4 protein-coding genes are annotated in these 3,270 nt (G+C 65.5%); 1 reads left to right on the top strand and 3 read right to left on the bottom strand.

Annotated elements, in window-relative coordinates; genetic code table 11:
* Positions 1-1,234: allophanate hydrolase (gene atzF, locus VN004_RS10205; RefSeq protein WP_325609571.1), on the bottom strand; the 1,234-nt coding region annotated here is incomplete at its 3' end.
* Between the two features lie 225 nt (positions 1,235-1,459).
* Between atzF and VN004_RS10210 the strand changes: the two genes are divergently transcribed.
* A complete protein-coding gene (locus tag VN004_RS10210; protein WP_325609573.1) occupies positions 1,460-2,431 on the top strand; it encodes a Bug family tripartite tricarboxylate transporter substrate binding protein in 972 nt (323 codons plus the stop codon).
* A 27-nt stretch (positions 2,432-2,458) separates the two neighbouring features.
* Here the strand turns inward: VN004_RS10210 and VN004_RS10215 are convergent, their stop codons facing one another.
* A complete protein-coding gene (locus VN004_RS10215; RefSeq protein WP_325609575.1) occupies positions 2,459-2,782 on the bottom strand; it encodes an endonuclease domain-containing protein in 324 nt (107 codons plus the stop codon).
* 244 nt (positions 2,783-3,026) lie between these two features.
* A partial coding sequence (locus VN004_RS10220) for a 3-hydroxyacyl-CoA dehydrogenase family protein (RefSeq protein ID WP_325609577.1) occupies positions 3,027-3,270 on the bottom strand: 244 nt, incomplete at its 5' end.

Consider the following 3,270-nt stretch of genomic DNA (forward strand, 5'->3'; position numbering starts at 1 on the left):
AGGACACCGGCACCGCGAGGCCGCACAGGTCGAGCAGATTGACGAAATTGGTGTAGGTCCCGAGATTACTGTTGAGCGCGATCGGATCGGCCTCGAGCTGCGCCACGGTGTAGGCGGCGGGGACCGTCGGCACCATCAGCGCGTCGATGCCGGAGAAGATCTCGAGCGCTTTTCGCTTCAGCGCCGCCAGCCGATAGAAGGACCGGAAGGTGTCGGCGGCGCTGAGCTTGCCCCCGCCAAGGATGATCTGGCGCGTCACCGGATGCGCCGCGTCCGGATTCCTTTCGATGAAGGCGCCGACTGCGGCATAGCGCTCCGCAACCCACGGACCCTCATAGAGGAGCCGCGCCGTCTCGAGCAGCGCGGAGACATCGATCTCGCGGATCTCGGCGCCCATGTTGCGCAACAGCGCGATCGCGGTCTCGAACGATTGCTCGCTTCTGGTGTCGCCGAAGAAGATGCGCCCGTTGGCGTCCGGGACGGCGATCACCATCGCATGCGGCGCTGCGCTCAGCCGGCCGAGCGGCATCGCGCGGGAAAACGGGTCGCTCGCGTCGGGAACGCCCATCACCTGCAACGCGGCAAAGGCATCGTCCACCGTGAGCGCGAATACCGAGACGCAATCGAGCGAGCGGCAGGCCGGTACGACACCTGCGGTCGAAATCAGACCGAGGCTCGGCTTCAATCCAACGATGTTGTTGAGCCCGGCCGGCACACGCCCGGAGCCGGCCGTGTCGGTGCCGAGCGAAATCGGCACCAGACCGGCGGCGACCGCCGCAGCCGATCCCGAGCTCGAGCCGCCGGGGATGAGGTCGTCGCGGAACGGATTGCGCGGCACGCCATAGGGCGAGCGCACGCCGACCAGTCCGGTCGCGAATTGATCGAGATTGGTCTTGCCGATCACGATGGCGCCGGCGCGCCGCAGTTGCGCGACGGCCGTGGCATCGGCGCTGGCGTCATAGGCGAAAGCCGGACAGGCCGCGGTGGTCGGCAGGCCGGCGACGTCGATATTGTCCTTCACCGCGACCGGCACGCCGAAGAGCGGCTTGCCCTCCAGTCCTGCGGCCATCAGCGCGCGCGCCTCGGCGAGCGCCTGTGCCTCCTCGCGCAGGGTGATGAAGACCGCCGGATCGTCATAGGCGCGGATGCGCTCGTAGCAGCGGCGAATGGTCTGTTCGGGGGTGGCGGCGCCGGAGAGATGTGCCGCGACGATCTCGCTTACGGTCTCGCTCATCGGCTGCTGGGGCGGCGAAGGCCGAAACGGGTCATGGAATGGAATGCCGGCGGAAGGTGGGACGAAAGGACGCGCGAAGCTATAGCCAGCGATCGTTGCTCCGTAAATCCGTCGCAGGTTGAAGCCGCGATCGCAGTGCTGATAGACGATACAGCCGTATTGACTTACGGTACAGACACTAAACGCGGCCCATTCAAAAGTGCCGGGAAATTCGGGAGTCACAGCATGATGTTTCGGGCGCTTACGATGCTGGTGTTGCTGGGCGCCATTGTCGGTGACGCGCAGGCGCAGGCTCAGACCTGGCCGGACCGGCCGATCCGCTTCATCGTCACGCAGGCCGCAGGCGGCACGCCCGACATTATCGCACGCCTGATTGGCGAAAAATTCGGCAAGGCGCTCGGCCAGCAGGTCGTGGTCGAAAACCGACCCGGCGGCGGCAATGTGATCGGCGCGCAGGCCGCCGCGCGGTCCGCGCCCGACGGCTATACCTTCCTGTTCGCGACCGCCGCGGCGCTCGTGACCAATCCGCACACCTTCAAGACGCTGCCCTACGACGCCGAGAAGGATTTCGCGCCGGTCGGCACAATCGCGCGGGTGCCGTTCTTCGTCATGGCGCATCCGAGCATCGAGGCCAAAAACCTGCCGGAGCTGATCGCGCTGGAAAAGGCCAAGCCCGGAAGCCTGTCGGTCGCGACCGACGGTCAGCGTAATTTCTCCGGGATGCTGACGGCGTGGCTCAGCAAGCTGGGCGGGGTGAACCTGACGCAGGTGCCGTACACGGCGATGCCGCAGGGGATCCAGGACACGGTGGCCGGCCGGGTGCAGGTGGTGATGCTCGCCGTGCCATCGGCGGCGCCATTCATGCAGCGCGGGCAGTTGCGCGCGCTCGCGACAAGCTCGGCATCGAAGGTGCCGGGCTTCGATCAGGTGACGCCGATCGCAGAGACCTATCCGGGCTTCGACTTCATCGGCTGGTTCGTGCTGGTGGCGCCGGCTGGCACGCCGGCCGACATCATCGAGAAGGCGAACCGCACCCTTGATGAGGTGCTCAAGGACCCCGAGGTGAAGGAGCGCATGCAGAAGGTCGGCTTCTATTCCGACGGCGCCGGCACGCCGCAATCCACCGCCGCCTATATTCGCGATCAGTACAATGCGTGGGGCAAGGTGGTGAAGGAGATCGGGCTGCAGAAGGAGTGACCGGCGGTTGGTGCGGGCGGCGCTAGTCTAATCCCTCTCCCGCTTGCGGGAGAGGGTGGCCCGGTCCGAAGGACCGGGCCGGGTGAGGGCGATTGCCTCCGCAATTCTCTCCAGCACGCCATTTCGGTTCTGCATCACGTCATTGTTCCAGAAGCGCAAGACAAGCCAGCCTTCGGCGGCCAGATAGGAATCCCGTCGCGTGTCTGATGGGCTTTCGGCGTGCTGTCCGCCATCGAGTTCGACGACAAGCCGGTCTTTGATTGAAGCGAAATCCGCCACAAAGGGACCGATCGGCACCTGACGGCGGAATTTCACGCCACCTAGGCGTCGATCTCGCAACAGGTGCCACATCGCCCGCTCGGCATCGGTTGCCGAGCGGCGAAGGGCGCGGGCGGTGTTGCGCTTCTGACCTTCTCGCATTTCCCCTCACCCGGCTCGCAGCTTGGCTGCTCGCCACCCTCTCCCGCAAGCGGGAGAGGGGAAATGCTATCGCAAAACTAAACCTGTCCGCATTGCTCGGCAGCAGCCTTGCTGCTCGCGAGAGGTTGCCGGGTCAATCAGCTGCGCGTCGACATCGCCGACGCGCTTTGTATCATCAGCCTTCGCCGCGATCCTTCGCGCGCGCCGCCTTCAGATGCTGCGTGACTTGCGCGCGCAACGCCTGCTGTTGCTCCGGTGTCCATTTGCGAAAGCCTTCACCGGACTTGAAGCCGAGCTTGCCCTCGGCCACGAGCTTCTCCAGATAAGGCGATGGCCCCGGCCGGCTCTCGATTTCCGGCAGCACGGTCTTGTGGATCGCAAGCGTGAGATCGGTGCCGACGAGATCGGCATTCTCCAGC

This window comes from Pseudorhodoplanes sp., assembly GCF_035565855.1.
GTDB lineage: Bacteria > Pseudomonadota > Alphaproteobacteria > Rhizobiales > Xanthobacteraceae > Pseudorhodoplanes.